The sequence below is a fragment of the Bacillus sp. X1(2014) genome (genome assembly GCF_007678255.1).
Genome location: NZ_VEED01000002.1, coordinates 51,526 through 73,589, shown reverse-complemented (window position 1 = coordinate 73,589; position 22,064 = coordinate 51,526). Strand labels below are relative to the sequence as shown.

The following is a 22,064-nucleotide window of genomic DNA, read 5'->3' as shown; positions in this document are numbered from 1 at the left end:
CCTTATCAATCCTTCCAGTTCTTATTACTAAATCGTTGAATAAATAGATTCCATAGTCCGTTTATAGACAGCTTTTAACAAAACTGCATTACGATCAGCGTGATAGTTTTTTTGGATATGTTTATAGAGCTCATGCTGAACCTGCGGAGTAAAAAGATTTCTGCTTATAATATCGTTTACTCGAGTTACTAAGCTTGAAACCGACTTACTTTCGATTAAAAGCGAACAATGCTCACCAAATAGCTCCGGGACACTTCCCACTGAAGTACATATCACAGGCACCTTTAGAGCTAGGGCTTCAATGACAACGGTTGGCATCCCTTCTGTATAAGATGGGAGAGCAAACACATCACTAGCCAGCAAATAATCACCTATTCTTTCATTTTCAACTTGCCCGATTAGGAACAGCCGTCTATTGAAATCGGTATGCTGCCTTAATTTATCTTTAGCTGGTCCATCGCCAACAAACAAAATCGCTACATCGTTTGACAGCCATTGAAGTGAATGAGCAAGTTCAAAAACTCCTTTAGCTTGTGTTAACCTTCCTATAAAAACAATAATCTTCTTTTCTTCTGGAAGTTGAAGGCGTCTCCTTATTTGCGTTTTGGTTTCATCAAGAGGTTTAAATCGTGATAGATCAACCCCGATGGGAATTACCATACTATCTCTACCTGTTAACTCCTTTGCTTTTTTCCTGAGGCTGTCACCTACTGCCAATACCAGATTTGCCGACTGTACCGTTTGTTCGAATGCTTTTTTCGCACTTGCACTATAAAAGGGATAAATATTTACATCACTGCCATGTAACGTTAAAATCCATGGCAACTTTTTTTGTTCTGCAACAATTTTCGCTGCCCCTCCAGACGGCATCGCAAAATGTGCGTGAATTAAATCGGGCTCTATATCATAATCAGACATTGTATTTAAAATGGCGGCAGCAATCCGTTTATCCGGCTGAGACCATCTGAGTTGGCCCGGAATTGCTAAATAGGGCGGACGGTAGACCGTTACTCCTTTTCGGACATACGTAAATGGTATCTCCTTATTCGCTCGATACTGTCTTTTTACATACTTAATCAAGGATGTATGACGCGGCATAGGGCAAATCACCGTAACCTCTACGCCTAAACGGATTAAGGCTTGAACTTGAGTTTCATGAAAAACACCTTGCCCAGGATTTTCATCACTTGGATATACACTTGTAATCCATAAAATTTTCATTATGTTTGCCCTCTTATTTGTTTTTTTACGATCTTCAAGAAAAAATCGGGATAAACCCTATATAAAAGCAAAATATAGGCAATCGCACTTATGCCCACGGAAAAAATTAGCGGCCATATGCTGGATTGAGGAAAATAAAAGCTTGATATCTTTTTTAAACAAAAAGCGACAGCCGTTATGAGAAAAGATAATAAAAATGGTATCGAAATAGTTTGAAGATATTGCCGAAAACGGAGCTGTATCAACCAGTTTAATAACCATCTTCCAATTAAGAAGTTCACTAGACTAACTCCTGCATAAGTCCAAGCAACCACTTCCAATTTATCCGTCATTACTGCTAACCATAATGAAACACCATAGAAAATCAAAACGCCGGCATCCCAATAAAAAGCAATATTAGCTTTTCCTTTTGCTAAAATAACTGATCCATTTGGATTCATTAAAACCCTAAGTATGCCTACGACTGCCATGATTTGCACAATTGGAACGGCGTCCAGCCACTTCTGTCCAAAAATAGTTAAAATAAACACATTTGACACGGCGGTGAGACCCATTAAGATGGGAAACGAAACTAGACTCAACAGTTTTGTCATGTGTAAGAATCCATCAGTTAATAAAACTTGATTTTGATGGCTTTTAGAAAAAACCGGAAAAGCAACCCTCGTAATAATCGGATTAATCTTTAAGACAGGAATGGTCACGATCTGATAGGCCAGATTATAAATACCAAGTGCCTCAGCGCCCATAAATCGGCCAATTAATATCACATCAAGATTGGAACCCATTCGATTGACTAACCGGGAAGCTAATTGGAAGGCCCCAAACGCCATGTATTCTTTGCATTCCGACAAATCAAATACGAAAGAGGGCCGCCATTTCTTTTGATAACAGATAAAATAAAGAATGCCTTTTAATGAATTCAGAACGACTTGTGAAATGACAAAGGCATAAATCGGACTAATGGTAAGGATGAGAATCACTAATGTTAAAAAAGAGATGAATGTTGTCCCTACTTCAATGGCCCCTAGTAAATTAAATCGTAGATCTTTTTGCAACAAATATTGGCATTGCTGCCCGACCGGAGCGATTAAAAACATTATGGCCAAGATTCGAATAAGTTCGATTAATTCACCTCGATGAAAATATGTCGCGATCAGTGGGCTAAATAGGAATAAGAGCATAAACAAGCCAACACCTACTACCACATTTATCCAAAATAGGGATGACAATACACGGGCAGAAACCTCTTCTTTTTGAATCACGGCTGAGCCAAAACCAAGATCTAGTAAGATCTGGGCAAAAACTACAATCGTGGTAATCATTCCTACTAATCCGAATTCGGAAATACTCATTAATTTGCCAAGTAACGCAAACTGGATAATTTGGATGGCTGTTATCATAAGTGTAGAAATTCCCGTCCATTTAACGCCTTTATGTAATTGGTCTCTGATGACTGACATATGCTTCCCGCCTTTATTAACGTGCTCCCTCACCTGTGAAAATCACTTTAAACGTCTTCACAATAATTTTCACTTCCAGTGAGAAGGTTAAATTTTGTATGTATGCCAGGTCGTATTGAAGTTTTTCTCTTGGAGACATATCATATCCCCCGCTAACCTGGGCTAGACCTGTAAGGCCTGGTTTTACAATCAGCCGATTTTCGAATCCCTTTATCTCTTTATTAAATTTCGCTGTAAAGAATGGTCTTTCGGGTCTAGGCCCTATAATGGACATGTCTCCTTTTAAAACAGAAACCAATTGAGGCAGCTCATCAATGCGAGTCTTTCGGATGAATGCTCCCACTTTTGTAATACGAGGGTCATTTACCTCTGCCCACTTTGCTCCTTCTTTTTCTGCATCGATTCTCATCGATCGTAACTTCATCATCATGAAACGTTTTCCATTCTTACCCATTCGCTCCTGTACGTAAAATGGAGAACCAGGTGTTTCGAGCACAATGAGGATCGAAAATAAAAGAACGATTGGCAGTGCAATAATTAACCCTACGGTTGCAAGGAAAATGTCATACGCTCTTTTTAGATAGAGATACTGTTCCACATTCTTTGATAATGTGAGTTTGGATGATGATACCATTAGATAATCTTGGTAGAAATTGTAGCTTTTTTCAGTACTCACAAATTTTTCACCCCAAAAGATTTATTGATAATGAGACTTGCCAGCCCATACGTAAAGTATAGGTACATAATTTGAAGTTGCTGTTGAGGATGGGTGAAGAGTTTGTAAAAGATTTTGAATATTTATGAATTTTATAAAGGTTTTGTAAAGATTTTTACAGAATATAGGAAGATTTATCGATAAAATGAAAAAAACTGCCCCAAAAAGGATGGGGATCAATCTCCTTTTTGGGACAGCATTTTTTTGATTATACAAAAATACACCCTCTTGTTTAGACAAGAGGGTGTTCATTACGCGATGGATTCTTGTTTAGCTATTTTTAAAATTTCTAGTGATTTAATATGGTAACCGTCAATTTCAAGGACTTTGAATTCATAATTGTCATATCTTACTTTATCGCCTTCGACAACATCCATTTTTTCAGATAAGATCCAACCGCCAATGGTATCCATATCTGAATTTTCGAGATCGAGACCGAATAAGTCGTTGATTTCATCAATAAGCACTTTACCATCCACGATCGTTTTGTTTTCACTAATTTTATTAATTTCTGGTACTTCATCCGCATCAAATTCGTCACGAATTTCCCCGACAATCTCTTCAAGAATATCTTCAACAGTGACTAAACCTGCAGTACCGCCATATTCATCCATTAAGATTGCCATATGAACACGTTCTTTTTGCATTTTTAGGAGTAAATCATGAATTGGAATCGATTCAATTACTTGGATGACAGGACGAATATATTCTTGAATCGATGTTTCAACATTCTTACCTTTGATATATTCCGTAAAAACTTCTTTCATATTTACCATACCAATGATGTTATCTTTTTCACCATCAATTACTGGGTAACGAGTATAATTTTCTTTCGTTACAATTTGAAGACATTCATTTAATGATTGTGAGATATCAAATGCAACGATTTCCGTACGAGGCACCATAATTTCATTGGCATTTCGATCATCAAATTCAAAGATATTGTTTACATATTTATATTCCGATTGATTAATCTCCCCGCTCTTGTAGCTTTCAGAGATGATTATTTGAAGTTCTTCTTCTGAGTGTGCAGCTTCATGTTCTGATGCAGGTTTCAATCCAAATATTCCAACGATTAAACGAGCAGAACCATTTAATGCCTTAATAAAAGGATACATAATCTTATAAAAGAGCATCATCGGTCTTGCAAAGATCAAAGTGACCGTTTCTGCCTTCTGAATGGCAAAGGTTTTAGGTGCAAGTTCCCCTACCACGACATGAATAAATGTTACAGATGCAAACGCAAGGATAAAAGAAGTGATACTCGAAATGGATTCAGGCATGTTCAAGTAGCTCAATAACGGGTGAAGAATGTGCTCAACCGTTGGTTCTCCTAACCACCCAAGTCCTAAAGCCGTAACGGTAATTCCTAGTTGACATGCCGATAAATACTCGTCTAGATTTGAAACTATCTTTTTTGCCGCGATCGCATTCTTGTTCCCTTCGCTAACGAGTTGATCAATACGTGTACCGCGGATTTTAACAATAGCAAATTCATACGCTACAAAAAATGCTGTAAAAGCAATTAAAATTGCTATTATTAGTAGATTACTAATTATCAATGGTCTCCTTACTTAAATTTTTAAGTAAGGAATACACCTCCTGTTTTTTTACATGTTTGATTTGAATCATTTTCTAGCAAAATAGCTATCTACATAATTAGCTAAACAGTACTAATAATGTTTGAGCCAATGTAACGCCTTCTGTCGATAATCTATTTACCAACTTTTCTTTTTGTTGATCGTTTAACTTTTGAAGAATTGGTTCCATTACATGAATTTCTTCTTTTAGATGCTGCATAATACTAGCAATCTGTTCAAAATGTTTTTCAACTTTTTGTTTATCAATGGTATTGTCTGATTTAATCAATTCAATTGAAGACTTTATTTCTTCTAGAGGCATATTAAGATTCTTATAGTGTTCAATCATATTCAAAATCTTAATACATTCTTCTCCGTACAATCGATAATTAGAATCCGTCCGAATAGGGTTTAGTAAGCCTATTTGGGTGTAATAATCAATGGTCCGTTTAGAAATATTCTTCAATTTTGCTATTTCACCAATTCGATACAACTCCCCAAATTACTCACCCCTCCCCAAATAAATGTTAATACAAATATACCACATATCAAACCATACAGTCAACGTATTGGTTTGATATGTGGATGTAAGTTTACAAAGTAAAAAATAGAACTGAAAAAAGTTCTACATCTTACTTATCATTATCGTGTTAATATGACTGGTCCGTTTTTGGTGATGATTAACGTATGTTCGTATTGTGCCACAAAGCTTTTTTCTGTCACAAACGTCCAGCCATCATCAAGTTGAAACACTTCTTCATCATGGGTGGAGATGAATGGTTCGAAGGCAATAACCATCCCTTCCCTTAACAATCCATTGTCAGAAGTTTCATTGTAATTATAAATATATTCAGGTTTTTCGTGAATGGTACGTCCAATTCCGTGTCCAGTAAGATTTTTTATCACCGTTAAGCCATGATTTTTGGCTGTTTGGTAGACGACTTTACCCATTCCATTTATTTTAGAGCCTGGTTTAGCTTTTTTAAGACCAGCTTCAAAAGCCTCCTTTGCTACCTCACAAATTTTGGTTAAAATTTCTTCCCCTTCTCCAACAACAATCGAGATACCTGTATCAGCAAAATAACCGTTCTTAGAACCCGAGACATCGATATTTACCAGGTCACCTTCTTTGATCATTCGTTCACTGGGAATCCCATGTGCTACTTCTTCGTTTACGCTTATACATGTATAGCCTGGAAAATCGTATTCGCCTTTTGGAGCAGATATAGCTCCTTCTTTCTCAAATAACTCAGCTGCTATATTATCGAGTTCAAGAGTGGTAACCCCAGGTACCGCCCTTTGCACTAATTCATCGCGGATGGCAGCTACAATCCTGCCGATTTCTTTCAAGCCATTAAAATCTTCTTCGGTCCTTGCAATCATTCTTTTTCCCACCTATTATTTTATCTGTAATTATATTTACATATTAGATTGTACATTTATCCTCAGGTAAAATCCAAGTATAACAATTTCTAGCTGTAAAAAATCAAAAAAAAAACAGAGAAATTACCAATACTCTGTTTTATTAAGGTTTATAAGGTTTTTATTTTTTTGATAAAATTGATTTCGAGTTGAAATTTTTCGAAGATTTCTTTGTAGGTGGAATTAATTAAAAGTGGGAAAAGATTTTCGATTGCTTCATCATAATTTTGGCCTAATGCTTCCCGAAGAAAGACATATTCGTGAAAGAGCAGCGCTTTTTCAAAATCAATACCTAATTCGTGTAAGCCTTTGTATAACTCTTTCTTAGGGATTTTTAATATCTTTTTAAAAATTTTAATGTTTTTATCAATTAATTTTTCTTCGATATAGCGCGTCACATAATCAGTGTATACCATCTGCCCAATCGTATTTGTTTCATTTTTGGTGTAATTAAAGCCTATTACTCGATCTTCTTTGTTTTCACGGATGATAAAGGTTTTACTGCCTCGTAAATGGGTGATAAAATTTTTGACACTCTTATCAAAAATTTTATCAAATTGAATGATTTTCTGTAATTTAATAGCAAAATCAGTATGTTCTTCACCAACCACAAATAAGCGGTCAACAATCGGTAATAGTTTTAATACCCCCTCCGACAGTTGGCTGGAAGCATCATAAATGATGATATCATATTCATTTTTCATTCTTTTTACTTTACGTTTTTGTTCCGTTAGAGATAATTTTGAAAATTCATGAACGAGTTCGTTTGAAGTTTCTTCTTTTTCTAATGTCCCATACGATATAAATGCAGCTGATACATTTGTATTTAATTTAAGCCAATTATATATGGTTAAGGCCAATTCAGTGACACCAGATTTTGCTTTTGGAGAGTAGAAGCCAACTAAATACATATCCTCACATGCCTTTTATATAATAGTATTCAATAAGGAGGGAAGTGTTAAAGACAAGCGACTACATACCTTCTTTTTTAGGAAATAACAGCTAAGAGGTCTCACCGATTAAAATTTAAAACGAAGGGGTTTAAATATAGAATTATGGATATAAAAACATGGCAAAAAAATAACCAATTTCCATTAATAGAAAAACTGAAATCATTAGATGAAGTATTTTGGGGAAATCCAAACCTAGAAAAGGCCCAAGGTGGAATCGATAAATCCTTCCTTACAGCAGAGGATACAGTTAGAAATCTTAGTAGATGAAGACCACCCTTTATTCGTGTACCTGCCTTGTGGTGTTGGCGGTGGTCCAGGAGGAGTAGCATTTGGTTTGAAACAGCTGTTCAAAGATAACGTTCACTGTTTTTTTGCAGAACCGACACACTCCCCTTGTATGTTATTCCGATTAATGAAAGGTTTACATGATCAAATTTATGTCCAAGATGTTGGGATTGATAATGTGACAGATGCCGATGGACTTGCGGTCGGCAGACCCTCGGGATTTGTTGGTAAGATCATCGAACCTTTTCTAAGTGGTTGTTATACGAGTAGTGACGACCACTTATACAAACTGTTAAAGGAACTGGTTGATACTGAGAAGATTATCCTTGAGCCTTCTGCTCTAGCAGGTATGATTGGACCCTCTTTCTGATCTGGTAAGGGAATCAATTATTTAGAAAAACATGATCTATTGAATAAAATGAACAATGCAACTCATATTATATGGGCAACGGGTGAAGTATGGCCCCTGAAGAAATGATGGTTAAATATTATCATAAGGGATCAAATTAATCCTATATTAATCATCTTCATTACCCATTCAGCATTAAAATTAATGCTGAATGGGCGATTTCTATATTCAAACTCACTATATATTCCGACTATTTATTACTCCGTATTGAGCAGTTAAATCAGAAGATCTTCTTTGTTTTTTGGAAAGATTTCTTGATTCTGTTTTTAATAATTTTGTAAGAAGTAATAATGAATCAATAATATATGGACCTTTATTTAGCATGACACAATCGGCCCGTTTTCCATAAAAGGCATCTGTAATTTCTGAACGAGTGGGGATTCCTTTTTTTGTTAAATTTTCTAAAACTCCTGTTGCCCAAATAACAGGTATATAAGAGGCTGCACAGATTCTTAAAATCTCATCTTGCACATATGATAAATTTTCAGGACCTACTTCTACGGCTAGATCACCTCTTGCAATCATAATCCCAAATGACCTAAATTTTAATCCCTCAAAGATTATTCTTGCTAGTTGATGGACTGCATCCTTCGTTTCAATTTTTGCAACAACCGCCATATTTTGTGCACTATATTTCACTAATTCATCGTGTAGTTTTTTTAGATCAAGTGGAGAGTGGACAAAAGATACCCCCAAAATGTCTGCGTATGTTATTACAAAAGGTAAATCGTGAATATCCTTTTCAGTTAAAGCACTTACATTTAAACTAACTAGGGAATCAGGCAAATTCAGCCCTTTTCCCTCTTTTATTCTAAATTCACTGAAAACCGGTGAATTAATCTTTATTTCAATGAATTCCTTTGTAACTTTCTGAACAACTCCTGATATCTTTCCATCATCAATAAAAATTGGATCACTGATTTGAACATTCCGAAAAGCCTTCACTAGTGTTATCGGGACACCTGCGGGATATTCATTTGTTGCTGGATGAGCAAGCTTTTCTGAGTTCAGGTATAATCGTAAATGGTCCCCTTTCTTTACGGTTATTTTGACATGGTTGAGGTTTCCGATGCGAACTTTTGGACCCGCTAAGTCCATATATATTTTGCATGATTTGTTATTATATTTCCCTTTTTCTTTTAAACCTTTTTCTGCCCTTTTTAAATTTTCAATTAATTGTTTCCATACATCTTTATGACCATGTGCACAGTTAATTCGTGCAATATTCATACCATTTAATAATAAATCTTCTAATAAGGCTTGATTGAACACCATCTTCTCATCTAAGGTTACCATGATTGACGATTGTAGTTGAGTATTCTTTTTACCGAGGAGTAGCTCCGAGCGGTTCTTCATAATGGTCCCTGATTCTATTGGGCTGGGAACGAAAATCTTTTTTGAAGAAATCGTGGGAACTTTCAAATTCTCTAATATTTTTTCAAAAGTGTACAAAACGTGAGTATGTGATTGTTTAATTGATGCAAAGCCTCGATTCTCCAAATGTTGACTTAATTCAAGAGTATTTTGTTCTAAAAGGGCTAGATAAGCAATTAAGTTATCACGATTTTGAATTCCATCACTTAATGGGATGCTACTTACACTCTCCTCACTTAATTGGATTACTTCGTAATAAATACTTAATAAATATTCTGCCAAATCTAGATTGGTCAAATGCAAATTAACCATACCTCTCTTCACATCCTTAAATCCAAAAGAATCTTTTTTCTTATTATTAATAAATGAAGAAGATATTGCATTAATGTATATTACATTTCTAATATGTGAAGAGGACTCATCGAATAATGAGTCCTCTTTTATCATGCTGCAAATACGAGTAATAGCCATATATATAAGCTGATGAGGGTGAAGATCAGTGTTGCGGGGATGACAACAATGGTCACTTTTATATATTGCATCCAAGTGATTTTAATCTTATTTTTCTTTAATATATGCATCCAAAGTAGTGTTGCAAGAGTTCCGATTGGGAGAATTAACGATCCTATATCACTGCCTATGATGTTTGATAAGTAAACGGTTTTTGTTAATAAAGGGGTCAGTCCCATATCTGTTAATGCAAATGTGGATATCATTAAGGCCGGGTGATTGTTAAAAATATTTGCAAGTAAGGCAGTAATGGAACCCATCGTTAAACTAGCATGAAATAAACTATCATTAACGATTGGTTTAAGAAAATTTAATAGTAGATTCGATAATCCAATATTGTGTAAACCATAGATGATGACGTACATACTAAAGGCGAAAATTAATATATGCCACGGAACTTTTCCCATAACATCTTTTGGATTTATCTTTAAGTGAATCCATCGCCAAATGAGTAAGATGATTGATCCTCCGACAGCAACCAAAGAGACTGAGATGCCAAGAAACGAAGCCACGAAAAGACTGATCCTTACAAGGAATACGAAGATAAGCATATTGATCATAAGTTTCTTTTGTTGATTAAATAATTTTTCTGACCCCATTTGTAGTGGATGGTAGGGGCGGTTTTTTTGGAGTGGGATTGAGTAGGAGTGGAAACGGATTTCATTCGGAATATCATTCTTGAAGACTAGGAATAGTAAAAAGGCTAAAAATAGTAATCCTAGAATCCCTGGAACAAACATCATTTCCGTTTGAAGGTACAAATCCATGCCGATGATTTTTAAAGCAATTAAATTAACAATATTACTAACACCTATTGGAGCACTTGAGGCAGTCGCGATTAACGCACCGCTTAATAGAAATGGGATTTTTTGCCGATATTTCAACTTTAGATTATTTAAGATTAATATCAATATTGGTGTGGTAATTAAAATACTTCCATCGTTGTTAAAGAATAGAGTCATCAAAAAGCAGAGTAATAAGGTATTCCAAAATAATCGAATTCCAGATCCTTTTGAGATTTTTAACATTAATGCTGCTGTCCAGCTGAAAAAGCCAAAACTTTCAAGTACGATTGCCATAACTATTGTGGCAATAATGGTAATGGCTGCTCCCGTAACTTTTGAACTTATGTCAAGTAAATCTCCTATCGAAACGCTTCCACTTAGAAAGACGAGAATGGCCCCTAATGTAGCTGGGATTGCTTCGTTCATATTTTTTGGACGGATAAAGATCAGGACCATTGTCAGAATAAAAGCAAAGATGGTGATAATTATCGTCGATGGATGGTACATAAAAGTTTATTTACTCCCTTCACTTAAGGTTCCTTAATGATTTTCCGTTTTTTATCTTGTCCTTTGCTTCATAGTACGTCCTAATATGAATGCTTGTTCTAAACGAATGTCTCGTATATCGATAAATCAGCATTTAACTAGAAATTTTTTTAGAAATTGACCTAGATTTTTACCTATTAAAAAAAGACGAATCTTGGCTAATGCTTTCTGTTTTGTTTATGTATCAATTAATCAAAAATAAAACCGATACTCTTTAAGTATCGGTCCCTGATGAATATGCATTTAACCTTTTGGTCCTCTTCCACCGCTACCGGCAGACCTTCCGCTGCTGCCTTATTTGCCGCTGCTGCCAGAGCTGCTGCTGCTGCTACCAGAACTTCCGGTACTGCTTGAACTTCCGCTGTTTGAGCTGTTGCTGCCAGAACTTCCGGTACTGCTTGAACTTCCGCTGCCAGAACTTCCGGAACTGCTTGAACTTCCGCTGCTTGAGCTGCTGCTGCCAGAACTTCCGGTACTGCTTGAACTTCCGCTGCTTGAGCTGCTGCTGCCAGAACTTCCGGAACTGCTTGAACTTCCGCTGCTTGAGCTGCTGCTGCCAGAGCTGCTGCTGCTGCCAGAACTTCCGCTGCTGCCAGAACTTCCGCTGCTACCTGAGCTGCCTTGTTGTGCTTTAGGTGCTTTAGGTGCTTTAGGCGCTTTTGGTGTTTTACCACTTCCACTACTTGAGCCGCCACTACTTCCTGAGCTGCCAGTGCTTGAGCTGCCAGTGCTTGAGCTGCCAGTGCTTGAGCTGCCAGTGCCTGAGCTGCCAGTGCCTGAGCTGCCAGTGCTTGAGCTGCCACTGCTTGAGCTGCCAGTGCCTGAGCTGCTACTGCTGCTTGAGCTACCGCTGCTACCTTGTTGAGCTTTAGGTGCTTTAGGCGCTTTAGGCGCTTTTGGTGTTTTACCACTTCCACTATTTGAGCTGCCAGTGCTTGAGCTGCCACTGCTGCTTGAGCTGCCACTGCTGCTTGAGCTGCCGCTGCTGCTTGAGCTACTGCTACTTGAGCTACCGCTGCTGCTTGAGCTACCACTGCTGCTTGAGCTACCGCTGCTGCTTGAGCTACCGCTGGTGCTTGAGCTGCCGCTTCCGCTGGTGCCACTACCAGTGTTTCCGCTGGTGCCACTACCAGTGTTTCCGCTGGTGCCACTGCCAGTGTTTCCGCTGGTGCTACTGCCAGTGCTTCCGCTGGTGCCACTGCCAGTGCTGTCGCATGTGCTACTACCAGTGCTTCCGCTTGTGCTACAAACAGTGCTTCCACTGCTAGATCCTGTACTAACTGACGTTGACTTATTGCTGCTCTCTTTTTTACCTACAGGATTGTTATCTAAAAAGCCAACTAACCCATTTTCTTTAGCTTGTGAAAGTAAATGTTCAATATCAAGCTTTAGTACCATTTTTCCACCACTTTCCTAAACATTTTTTCTTTTCTATTTCAGATTATGATGATTTCATCTATTTGACATAGACAATCATATATTTTTTGATTCATATTTTTTCTAGTTTATACACACATCCAAAAGTGTGTATGCATATATCTAGAAAAAATGTAACTTAGGAGAATTCAAGTGTTAAAATATGAAATTTTAATTAATCCGAAGTGGTTAAAAAAATTGGATAACGACATTTGGAATGATGAGTTAGTACCTGCGGTATTAAAGATAGGTGAAAATCGTATTAGTGTTAAAATAGCCTATCGAGGTAATGTTATAAGGGATAAGAAAAAAAAATCCTACCGTATAGTTTTTCAAAAACCTTATAAGGTCAATGGGGCTCATGAAATTCACCTCAATGCAGAATTTTCAGATATATCATTATGTAGAAACAAATTATCGCTTGATTTCTTTGATCGTATTGGGGTCATTTCTCCTCATTCTCAGCATGTTCTGTTGTCTATCAATGGATATAATAAGGGCATTTATTTAGAGATTGAATCGTTTGATCAATTCCTTCTTGAAAAAAGAAAATTGCCCGATGGAGCAATAATTTATGCAACCAATAATCGCGCAAATTTCTCCTTATTAACAAAGAAAAAAGAAATAAAGAAACGATTGGATCAAGGATACACATTAAAATATGGTAATAAAGATAATATCGTTGAATTACAAAACTTCATTGCGATGATTAATGCTCTAAGTAATGAAGAATTTGAAAAAGAAATACCAAAGGTATTGGATGTGGAGAAATACTTAAGATGGGTTTCTGGCGCGGTATGTGTTCAGAATTATGATGGTTTTATCCATAATTATGCATTGTATAAAAATGGTGAAACAGGTCTATATGAAATTTCTCCTTGGGACTATGATGGGACCTGGGGAAGAAACCTCCATGGGAGAAAGCTTGACTATGACTATGTTCCCTTAACAGGATTCAACACACTTTCCGCACGACTTTTTCACTTTCCACATTTTAGAACCCTATATAATGATATCCTAATAAATATTTTGGAAAACGACTTTACTCTGGAAGCCCAAAGACCTATTATTAATGATTTATTGGATTCGTTAAAACCACACATGAGTCTAGATCCATATATTAACTCTACAGCTGAAACCTTAGAGCAAGAAAAAAAGGTTTATTTTAACTTTATTAAAAAAAGAAATACCTATCTTAAGAAAGAATTAACATCTTTTATAAATGTAAAAAGTATATGAAGTTCAATCATATACTTTTTTTTTGCCTATTTTTTCTTAAAACAGTAAAAAAAGGCTCCTTTATTAGTACAACATCATACCGTGATACATATAGATGCAGTGTAAATGTTTATTTAATTTGAAGGAGGAAAAGATTTTTATGAATAGAGACATGATGAAGTCTTTAGTGGGTAAAATTGTTAAGATTGATCGTGGTGGTCCAGAATCAAGAATAGGTAAATTAATGGATGTCTATGATGACCATCTAGTTCTTCTTACTGAAGATGATGGTGTTATATATTACTGCACACATCATATTAAAAGCGTAACGGAGAATGCAAAGGATCAGTTAGAGTTCAATATTGAAGTTCCTGAAGGATTCGAATATAAACAGGCTGAAAATTTTCAGGGGATGTTAAAGGGCTTATTGTACCAATGGGTAAGAATTAATCGTGGTGGCCCAGAGAAATTAGATGGTGTATTGGGTGAAGTATCTAATGATTATGTTTCTTTAATCAATAAAGAAGAAATCGTCCGCCTCTCGATTTACCACATTCGAAATATTAGCTACGGATTAAAGGTCGAAAAGCCTGAAGAAGAGGCTGAAAATCAAGGTCAACAGGAGAATCGGAGTGGCTCAGGCAAACAAAAGAAGGATAAATAACAACCATCTCGCTTCTCTTTAGGAGAAGCGAAATGGTTATTTCTAGGGAGGACTTTTAATGGGTTTAGATAAAATCTCATCTTCATTGGATTTATTATTAGGCTACAATGTAAATCTATATATAGGTGAAGAAATGGTTACTGGTAAATTGATTGGTGTAGAGAGAGATCACATCATAATGGAAGATGAAAATAATTATGTCTTTTATTATAGTTTTGAACAGATTCAAGCCATCACAAAAAATACAAAACTATTTCAGAGTGAAGAAACAACAACCAATTTTTTAAGAACACAAAGTTTAACTGAGGTGTTAAATTCCTTTAAAAATTCTTGGATTTCCATTCTGTGCGTAAATAAACAAAATTTTAATGGCATAATGAGCCAGGTGGATGAAGATTTTGCAACACTTATAAATGGAGAAGAAAAAATCTTAATTAAATTAAACCAAATTACTAACATTTTAAAAGGGTACGTTAATCAGGAAGCAACAAACAATGAATCAAATAATGCAAGTTCCCAAAGCAATTCTAAAAATGATAACAATAAAAGTGATAACAATTCTAAGAATAAATCTGATTCATCATCCAAAAAAAGTGATAACAATTCTAAGAATAAATCTGATTCGTCATCTTCATCATCTTCATCATCTTCATCGTCTTCATCGTCTTCATCATCTTCATCATCTAAAGGGAGTGATACCAAATCTAAAAATAAATCTGATTCATCATCTTCATCCTCTTCATCATCTAAAAGGAGTAATACCAAATCTAAAAATAAATCTGATTCATCATCTTCATCCTCTTCATCGTCCAAAAAAAGTAATAACAAATCTAAAAATAAATCTGATTCATCATCTTCATCATCTTCAACATCCAAAAGAAGTGATAACAAATCTAAGAATAAATCATCTTCATCATCCAAAAAAAGTGAAAACATTACAGTAAGTAATTTAGACGTGTTCTCAAAGGAAGACAGCAGCAACTCCGTTAAATCTTCATCACAAGTGGAAAAAAGTGAAAAGCTGCAAGAGGTTTCTGTTAAAATGGATAACAGCGAATCTAATAACACAATGATTTGGTCACAGCCAATTAAAATTGAATCTACAATGGTTCAATCCAAGAATGAAGTCTTTACTAATATCTTTAAGTCAAAAAAATCTACTGATAAACAGAAATCAAAAGATGAAATAGACACTTTAAATGCAAAGACTGAAGAAGTTAAGTTGAGCAACACAAAAGGAAATAATCAGCAAAAGGAAATGAACTCTGTAAAAGAATCAGCAACCATTCAAACAGATAATACACCAGCACCACCGTTTAAAATACAGATGAGTGATAAAAAAACAGCGAAAAAACAGGAGACATCAACTGTCACTACAGCAAACGAAGCAACGAAGAAAACAGAAAATACAAAAACGGTAGAAGCTACGTCTACAAACAATGCTCAAAATTTATGGAAACAAAAAGAGCAAGAGCAGAAGGTAGTGCGTTTTGCTGGGGATCCATTACCTAGTGACAACCAAAGAGCTTTCCCTTTTGCAGGATGGCCGAACCGAAACAATCGAACAGCCAGATTCTAATATATTGAATTGCTTATTTTAAAATGATTAGCGGTATTTGTCTTTTCCCCGAATTTCCCCTGTAAATATCCCCAAAACACCATACAAATATGAGCTGGGCAGTTTTTATCAAAATATCTCTTGTTTAGGTGAAATCGACTTTTCAGCCCTCCTCTATTTGTAATGGGAATACAAAAGAAAGGATGTGAGTAAATGAAGTTGAAAGATAATATCGGAAAATATATAAAACTTGAGATTTCAGGCAAGAAATTAATTAAAGGATTACTTATTGATGTAGGCAGCGATTTATGGGTCATCTTTAACGGATATGACTATCTGTACGTCCCTGCTATCCATTGCCAAAACTGGAGATATTTAAGGCAGGATGAAATTGATGCATTTGATGAAATTTCAATTAATGAAGGTTCCACACCTATTTATAATAATAACGAAGAAATCTCATTGAGAAAAACATTAACAGCTGCCAAAGGGATCTTTACAGAAATTTATGTTACAAGTAACCAGGCACTACATGGTTATATCATTAGTATTATGAATAATTATTTTGTATTCTACTCGCCAATCTACAAAACCATGTTTATCTCCCTTAATCATTTAAAGTGGTTAATTCCATACACAAACAATCAGCGTCCATACGGCTTAAGCAACGCAAATCTGCCTGTGAATCCAAGTAATATCACCTTTGCCAGATCATTTGAAGTTCAAATTGAAAAGTTGACTGGGGAATTGATCGTCTTTAATATCGGGGAGAATGAAAATGTTATTGGAAAGATAAAAGGGATTAAGGACAATTTCGTGGAATTAATTGGTGCAAAAGAAGATCCGGTCTTTATTAATCTTCAACATATAAAAACTATCCATATGACTTAATTTCGTACCAATAGTGTTCGAATGGATGATTAGTGAACAAGCTTTTTTTCAAAAAAAACAGAGTGTCAAGAGACACTCTTTTTATTAGGAATATATTCCATATGAAATTGATAAACTATTTTTCTTTCGCGAAGGCTGTTTCTGGTTTATGGTTAAATGACAATAATTCGAATGCAATCCCATACAGGAATGTAACAAGGAACATGGATCCAATCATATCGAAAATGACATGCTGCTTAACAAACAACGTTGAAATGATAATTAACGTCCCAACAATATGGATACATAAATGATGAATAACATGTTTATTTTTTATATGAAGTGAAGCAAGCATGATAGTAAATGTTGTAAGCACATGGATACTTGGGAAACAATTAAAAGGACGATCATGTGCATATATCCATTGAACAAGATTATTAAAGAAATTATCCCCTACAATGGTTGGTCTTGGAACTGTTGTTTGGAAAAAGAAATATATAACAAAACAAATTAACTCTCCCACAACAATTAATATTAACGTCTTCAGGTATACTTTTGTGTCCTTAAAACAAAAATATACAAGATAGCCTAAGATGTATGCATACCAGATGATATAAGGAATGATAAACACTGACAAAAACGGAATTGCATGGTCAATAGAAGTACTAATATCGATAGATCTATGTGAACGGGAATTTAATAATTCATATATCTTGGCCAAAGCGGGAATGACCAGCAAGAAAAGTAAGTAGGGAGCTTTTTTTATTATATTATTCATGTAAGTTCCCTCCTATAAACAATTTGTATTTTCCTAGAATACTAGCTTGAAAATGTCGAACACATTCCATAATACCATAAAAATCGTAGAAAAAAACATACTATCCTAATTTCTAAAGAAAATTTGCCTGGAAATCAAATTCCTTTTATGTCTTTAAATGGTGTCGTTATTTGGTGTCAGTCACCAGTTGTGGACACTGTGGATATTTGTCCGTATCCAATGGACACTGCCTCTAAAAAATGGAGAAACCATTGGTTTTTGGTTTCTCTTGTTTGTTCTTTTTTTGGTTACCTTAAGCTTCCTATACCCCTGCTTGGTTTCGTGTAAATCCATGGTATCTTGTGCCTTGGAAATGTAGCTCGCCGAAATGGCCTTCTGCCAGCAGGCCATATTCCCGACCGCCCACAGTGAATTCCATCCGGTCACCACTTTCAACTTGAAATGTGGCATAGTACAATGTACTGGAAGAATGATCACCCCCGCCTCCACTCACTTGTAATCTTTTCGAGACAACAACCGCAACCACTGTCAAGCGTGGTTGTTTATTATTATGACTCCACATTTTAATCCCTTTAATAAACGTAAACAAAATGAAGCCAGCCACAAGAACAATAAAAATAGGGATAATGATAAACATAATATCAAAGATTTCAAAACCATCATTAAAGTCCATACCTCCACCCCCTTCTATCTCTGTACAAATGAAGATGATTAGATAATTTTGGTCTCTTTTCCAATATATAGGATGGATTTCCCGTTTTGCAAGAATATTTTTAATAGTAAAAAAAACCAAAATACCTAAAGGAGCGACCCGTTTAAGAAATATGCTAAAATAAGGAAAACCATATACAAAGAAAAAAGGTGGTGAAACTTTGGAACAGATCATTTTATTTGATGGAGTTTGTAATCTTTGCAACAACAGTGTGCAATTTATAATAAAAAGAGATTCCATTGGCTTATTCAAGTTTGCTTCTCTCCAAAGCGAGACGGGCAAGTCAATTTTAAAAAAGCATGGCTTGAACAATGATTTAAAGAGTTTCGTCCTCCTAGAAAACGACAAAGTCTATGTCAAATCAAGTGCAGCACTCCGGGTTTGTAGTAAGCTAGGTAGTGCATGGCCCTTATTAACGATCCTTCGGTTCCTCCCTCCTTTTTCAAGGGACTTTCTTTATGATATTGTGGCAAACAATCGATACAAATGGTTTGGAAAAAAAGATAGCTGTATGCTTCCATTGCCTGAATGGAAGGAAAGATTTTTAGATTAAATGTTCGCCTGGGCACTTTAATTCTAACTAATATTTTATTCCCTAAAGCATAGATATAATTAAACAATTTTTTTAAAGCAGGTGGGCATAAATGGAGATTGTTGTTAGACAAGGAGATTCATTATGGCATTACAGCCAGATGTTTCAGGTTGATTTACAGCTCATTAATGATTCCAACCCAAAGATAGATCCCAATAATCTTTCTGTCGGCCAGCAGGTATGGATTCCTGGTTTTGTTGCAAAAGAATATCAGATTCAACAAGGAGATTCCTTATGGAGCATTGCTCAACAGATGAACCTCCCTCTTAAAGCAATGGAGTTGACTAACCCTGAATTAGACGCCTCAAACCTCAGTCCTGGCCAAACCATAAAGGTTCCAACCAGGATTAACTGGAGAATCGTGCAAAGTGGCCAAAAATATGATTACAGCAATCTGCTAAAAGATATCAACAGATTAAAAGAGATATATCCATTTATACAAGTTTCAAACATCGGAAATACCGTTCTCGGAAGAGACATTCCAGAGATCATGGTTGGAACAGGTGAAAAAAAGGTTCATTATAATGGTTCCTTTCATGCCAATGAATGGATTACTTCCATGGCGATTATGACTTTTTTAAATGATTACCTATTATCCTTAACAAATCATCAACCGATCCGAGGATTAAATGTGTTTCCCCTATACCAACAAAGTACTTTATCCATCGTCCCTATGGTAAATCCAGATGGAGTTGACCTCGTTTTAAACGGACCACCTGATCAGGAAGAATGGCAAACAAGAGTGGTTGAATTTAATAAAGGAAGTACCGACTTTACAGAATGGAAAGCAAATATTCGAGGTGTTGATCTTAATGACCAATTCCCGGCTAGATGGGAATTAGAGAAAGCGCGGAACCCAAATGAGCCTGGACCACGAGACTATGTGGGCGAAAAACCATTGTTAGAGCCCGAAGCCATTGCGATGGCAAATTTGACAAAAGAGCGGGATTTTGCACGAGTGCTGGCCTTCCATACACAAGGTGAGGTCATCTACTGGGGATTTGAAAATCTTGAGCCTGCTGAGTCTGAGGTGATCGTCCAAGAATTTAGCCGCGTCAGTGGGTATGAACCGGTGAAAACGATTGCCAGTTACGCAGGTTACAAGGACTGGTTTATACAAGACTGGCAGCGAACAGGCTTTACAATTGAGCTCGGGCGTGGAATTAATCCTCTTCCCTTGTCCATGTTTGCTGATATGTACAAAAAATCACTGGGAATTTTCTTAGCGGGTCTTTATATGTAAAGAGAGGAGGCGAAGAAATCCAGCCTCCTCTCTCTTTATTTTATTAAGATTTTGTATGATTTAAATCCCAAATTACACCATAGGCATCTTTGACCTTCGCGTATTTTGCTCCCCAAAAAGTATCCTGCAATTCCATGAATACTTGACCGTTTTGACTCAAAGCATCATAAATTTTTTGGATTTCTTCTTCACTTTCAAATTCAAGCGTTAAGGAAATATTATTTCCAACCACTACGGAATTACCGGGAAATGCGTCCGAAACCATTAAGAATAAATCACCACATTTAAATTGGGCATGAATAATACGATCATGTGCCTCTGGAGGCGTAGGATAATCCGCCTCGCCATAACTTTGAAGATTAGATATCTCCCCGCCGAATACTTCTCTGTAATAATGTAATGCTTCCTTTGCCTTCCCATCAAACATTAAATAAGGTGTCGCTTGCCCCTTCATAGATACTCCCCTTTCAATGAAAACCTCAGTATTATTTACTACACAGTCCGCAAAAAGACCTGCCTAACAAAAAAATTATTTTACCCTTCCGGATTATGCCCCTTGATACGATGCCTTATGGAACCTTTCAATATACTTAAACAGTTCCTCACCGTGTTTAGGTATATTGGTGTCAGGCACCAATATTAAATACATAGCACGATAGGATTCGGGGACCCAGATGTAATGGTGTATGTATTCTGTCATTATGAAGCCGCACTTTTTCCAGAATTGGTTTCTGGCTAGTGTTTCGGATGTCTCTTCAGATTCTACTTCAATCACCATACTTTTCGCATTTCCTTTGGTCAGTGCCCAATCTTGAATATACCGCATCATTTGCATGCCAAACCCGCGATGCTGCCACTTTGAATCGACAGCAAGATAATCAATGATTAAAGCATCGGTCCCTTCCAGTTTACCGGTTACTGCCATGGCCACTATCTGATTCTCCACTATTCCGATATGTAAGTAACAAAGTTGTTTGCAAAACATATTGCGTATGATTTTCTCCGGCTTTGCTCCCTTTCCATCGAATGCTTTGTGGTAAATAGGGCTTATCTGGTTATTCCATAACTGTGCATCCCATTTACTAATTGTATTAAATTCCAATGGCTGTTTGCCTCCTACGCCTTTCATATACTACCAAAGTACCCAGGAATCATGATTTTTATTAAAGGCTCTTATCGTAACTTAGTTGCTGTGTTCGATTCGTGGCCGATTAGGACATCTTTCGTGAATTCAAAAGCAATCATGTCCGAACATCGGTCGTCTTCGGACATCTTTCGTGATTTCAGCGGCAATCATGTCCGAACATCGGTTGTCTTCGGACATCTTTCGTAATTTCAAAGGTAATCATGTCCGAACATCGGTCATCTTCGGACATCTTTCGTGATTTCAACGGCAATCGTGTCCGAACATCGATTCGTCTTCGGACATCTTTCGTGATTTCAAAAGCAATCATGTCCGAACATCGTCGTCTTCGGACATCTTTCGTGATTTCAAAAGCAATCATGTCCGAACATCGGTCATCTTCGGACATCTTTCGTGATTTCAGCTGCAATCATGTCCGAACATCGGTTGTCTTCGGACATCTTTCGTAATTTCAACGGTAATCATGTCCGAACATCGGTCATCTTCGGACGCCATTCGTGATTTCAAAGGTAATCATGTCCGAATTATAATTCCTTCTGTAGATTTTTGGTTTCAAAAACAACAATTATTCCGAAAACAGCCTAATAAAAAAAAGAACCTTTGAATGAA

The 22,064-nt window shown here is 36.3% G+C and carries 22 protein-coding genes and 1 pseudogene; 7 read left to right on the top strand and 16 right to left on the bottom strand.

The window, feature by feature from the left end; all coding sequences use genetic code 11:
• Positions 1-27: 27 nt before the first annotated feature.
• From tuaC to FS608_RS04230, 7 genes are all read right to left on the bottom strand, one after another.
• Entirely contained in the window at positions 28-1,221 is a 1,194-nt protein-coding gene (gene tuaC, locus FS608_RS04260) for a teichuronic acid biosynthesis protein TuaC (protein WP_144548040.1), read from the bottom strand.
• Positions 1,221-2,681, bottom strand: a complete 1,461-nt coding sequence (gene tuaB, locus FS608_RS04255) for a teichuronic acid biosynthesis protein TuaB (RefSeq protein WP_144548039.1) — start codon at positions 2,679-2,681, stop codon at positions 1,221-1,223. The genes tuaC and tuaB overlap by 1 nt, the downstream gene beginning before the upstream one ends.
• Before the next feature lie 16 nt (positions 2,682-2,697).
• Positions 2,698-3,357: a sugar transferase gene (locus FS608_RS04250; protein WP_260871570.1), complete on the bottom strand. Its 660-nt coding sequence runs from the start codon at positions 3,355-3,357 to the stop codon at positions 2,698-2,700.
• A 290-nt stretch (positions 3,358-3,647) separates the two neighbouring features.
• Positions 3,648-4,958 (bottom strand): hemolysin family protein, encoded by a 1,311-nt coding sequence (locus FS608_RS04245; RefSeq protein ID WP_144548038.1) that lies wholly within the window; start codon positions 4,956-4,958, stop codon positions 3,648-3,650.
• A 97-nt stretch (positions 4,959-5,055) separates the two neighbouring features.
• Positions 5,056-5,469, bottom strand: a complete 414-nt coding sequence (locus tag FS608_RS04240; RefSeq protein ID WP_144548037.1) for a MerR family transcriptional regulator — start codon at positions 5,467-5,469, stop codon at positions 5,056-5,058.
• Positions 5,470-5,618: 149 nt separating this feature from the next.
• Entirely contained in the window at positions 5,619-6,359 is a 741-nt protein-coding gene (gene map, locus FS608_RS04235; protein WP_144548036.1) for a type I methionyl aminopeptidase, read from the bottom strand.
• A 149-nt stretch (positions 6,360-6,508) separates the two neighbouring features.
• Entirely contained in the window at positions 6,509-7,309 is an 801-nt protein-coding gene (locus tag FS608_RS04230) for a hypothetical protein (protein WP_144548035.1), read from the bottom strand.
• Between the two features lie 274 nt (positions 7,310-7,583).
• Between FS608_RS04230 and FS608_RS04225 the strand changes: the two are divergent.
• Positions 7,584-8,146 (top strand): annotated as a pseudogene (locus FS608_RS04225) (D-serine ammonia-lyase); the annotation flags it as partial.
• 76 nt (positions 8,147-8,222) lie between these two features.
• Here FS608_RS04225 and FS608_RS04220 read toward each other — a convergent pair.
• From FS608_RS04220 to FS608_RS30065, 3 genes are all read right to left on the bottom strand, one after another.
• Positions 8,223-9,731, bottom strand: coding sequence for a pyruvate kinase (locus FS608_RS04220; protein WP_186328598.1), 1,509 nt, complete (start codon positions 9,729-9,731; stop codon positions 8,223-8,225).
• A 131-nt stretch (positions 9,732-9,862) separates the two neighbouring features.
• The gene (locus FS608_RS04215; protein ID WP_144548033.1) at positions 9,863-11,221 is read right to left on the bottom strand and encodes an arsenic transporter; all 1,359 of its coding nucleotides are present in this window, start codon (positions 11,219-11,221) and stop codon (positions 9,863-9,865) included.
• A 227-nt stretch (positions 11,222-11,448) separates the two neighbouring features.
• Complete coding sequence (locus FS608_RS30065; protein ID WP_186328597.1) at positions 11,449-12,522, bottom strand: hypothetical protein; 1,074 nt, start codon at positions 12,520-12,522, stop codon at positions 11,449-11,451.
• 307 nt (positions 12,523-12,829) lie between these two features.
• Between FS608_RS30065 and FS608_RS04205 the strand changes: the two genes are divergently transcribed.
• Together FS608_RS04205 and FS608_RS04200 are read left to right on the top strand one after the other, a co-directional pair.
• The gene (locus FS608_RS04205) at positions 12,830-13,915 is read left to right on the top strand and encodes a CotH kinase family protein (protein WP_144548032.1); all 1,086 of its coding nucleotides are present in this window, start codon (positions 12,830-12,832) and stop codon (positions 13,913-13,915) included.
• Between the two features lie 139 nt (positions 13,916-14,054).
• Complete coding sequence (locus FS608_RS04200; RefSeq protein ID WP_144548031.1) at positions 14,055-14,558, top strand: hypothetical protein; 504 nt, start codon at positions 14,055-14,057, stop codon at positions 14,556-14,558.
• Positions 14,559-15,035: 477 nt separating this feature from the next.
• On the opposite strand, the gene FS608_RS30695 is transcribed toward FS608_RS04200, so the two are convergent.
• On the bottom strand, positions 15,036-15,479 hold the full coding sequence (locus FS608_RS30695; protein ID WP_144548030.1) for a hypothetical protein: 444 nt from the start codon (positions 15,477-15,479) through the stop codon (positions 15,036-15,038).
• A gap of 82 nt (positions 15,480-15,561) precedes the next feature.
• Here FS608_RS30695 and FS608_RS30690 point away from each other — a divergent pair, with 82 nt between their 5' ends.
• Both FS608_RS30690 and FS608_RS04185 read left to right on the top strand, forming a co-directional pair.
• Positions 15,562-16,137 carry a hypothetical protein gene (locus FS608_RS30690; RefSeq protein ID WP_144548029.1) on the top strand — a complete coding sequence of 192 codons (576 nt, stop codon included), beginning with the start codon at positions 15,562-15,564 and terminating at the stop codon, positions 16,135-16,137.
• A gap of 192 nt (positions 16,138-16,329) precedes the next feature.
• Positions 16,330-17,007: a DUF2642 domain-containing protein gene (locus tag FS608_RS04185; protein ID WP_144548028.1), complete on the top strand. Its 678-nt coding sequence runs from the start codon at positions 16,330-16,332 to the stop codon at positions 17,005-17,007.
• 115 nt (positions 17,008-17,122) lie between these two features.
• On the opposite strand, the gene FS608_RS04180 is transcribed toward FS608_RS04185, so the two are convergent.
• The gene (locus FS608_RS04180; RefSeq protein WP_144548027.1) at positions 17,123-17,764 is read right to left on the bottom strand and encodes a phosphatase PAP2 family protein; all 642 of its coding nucleotides are present in this window, start codon (positions 17,762-17,764) and stop codon (positions 17,123-17,125) included.
• Positions 17,765-18,065: 301 nt separating this feature from the next.
• Positions 18,066-18,437 carry a DUF2500 domain-containing protein gene (locus FS608_RS04175; RefSeq protein ID WP_144548026.1) on the bottom strand — a complete coding sequence of 124 codons (372 nt, stop codon included), beginning with the start codon at positions 18,435-18,437 and terminating at the stop codon, positions 18,066-18,068.
• Between the two features lie 199 nt (positions 18,438-18,636).
• On the opposite strand from FS608_RS04175, the gene FS608_RS04170 reads away from it, so the two are divergent.
• A complete protein-coding gene (locus tag FS608_RS04170; RefSeq protein ID WP_144548025.1) occupies positions 18,637-19,029 on the top strand; it encodes a thiol-disulfide oxidoreductase DCC family protein in 393 nt (130 codons plus the stop codon).
• 91 nt (positions 19,030-19,120) lie between these two features.
• Positions 19,121-20,311, top strand: a complete 1,191-nt coding sequence (locus FS608_RS04165; protein WP_144548024.1) for a M14 family metallopeptidase — start codon at positions 19,121-19,123, stop codon at positions 20,309-20,311.
• A 43-nt stretch (positions 20,312-20,354) separates the two neighbouring features.
• Here the strand turns inward: FS608_RS04165 and FS608_RS04160 are convergent, their stop codons facing one another.
• From FS608_RS04160 to FS608_RS04150, 3 genes are all read right to left on the bottom strand, one after another.
• On the bottom strand, positions 20,355-20,765 hold the full coding sequence (locus FS608_RS04160; RefSeq protein ID WP_144548023.1) for a VOC family protein: 411 nt from the start codon (positions 20,763-20,765) through the stop codon (positions 20,355-20,357).
• 93 nt (positions 20,766-20,858) lie between these two features.
• Complete coding sequence (locus FS608_RS04155) at positions 20,859-21,413, bottom strand: GNAT family N-acetyltransferase (RefSeq protein WP_186328595.1); 555 nt, start codon at positions 21,411-21,413, stop codon at positions 20,859-20,861.
• Positions 21,414-21,594: 181 nt separating this feature from the next.
• Positions 21,595-21,864 carry a hypothetical protein gene (locus FS608_RS04150; protein ID WP_144548021.1) on the bottom strand — a complete coding sequence of 90 codons (270 nt, stop codon included), beginning with the start codon at positions 21,862-21,864 and terminating at the stop codon, positions 21,595-21,597.
• Between the last annotated feature and the right edge of the window lie 200 nt (positions 21,865-22,064).